The 509-nt window shown below is 45.4% G+C and carries 1 rRNA gene; it reads left to right on the forward strand.

The features are described 5' to 3' along the window. A 16S ribosomal RNA gene (locus MHX52_RS10350) occupies positions 1 to 76 on the forward strand; the annotation flags it as partial. Positions 77 to 509: the final 433 nt, after the last annotated feature.

Here is a 509-nt window from a genome sequence, read left to right on the forward strand (position 1 = left end):
GAAGGTGGGATTGGCGATTGGGACGAAGTCGTAACAAGGTAGCCGTACCGGAAGGTGCGGCTGGATCACCTCCTTTCTAAGGAGTATTTATTTTTTGTTTTTGTTTCTGGGTGAATAGGTAACCGGTTCAGCCAGCCTTTTGTTGTGGTTGTTGGGTGCTGTTTTGTTCAGGTCACAGTGTTGGATGTTGTGTGTTGGGGTTGGCACAGTGTTGGGGTTGGGTTAGCAAAGTTTTGGTTTGTCATGGCTGTTGGGTGTCTGGGACAATCTGTTTGTTCCTTTTTTGTGGACGCTCGGCAATGGGCTGATGAGTTTTCGTTGGTTTGTTGTGGGTGTTTAGTGTTGTTTGAGAACTGTATAGTGGACGCGAGTATCTTCTTTTTGTGATTTTTTGTTTGAAATCATTTTTGTTCACGCGCTGATTACATGAATGTTTTGTTTGTGTGGTTGGTGTGTGGGTGTCTTAGTATTTTGTGTTGTCTGTGAAGGGCGCACGGTGGATGCCTTGG

Origin of the sequence: Corynebacterium sp. ACRQJ (assembly GCF_022346045.1) — a bacterium.
GTDB classification, from domain to species: domain Bacteria; phylum Actinomycetota; class Actinomycetes; order Mycobacteriales; family Mycobacteriaceae; genus Corynebacterium; species Corynebacterium evansiae.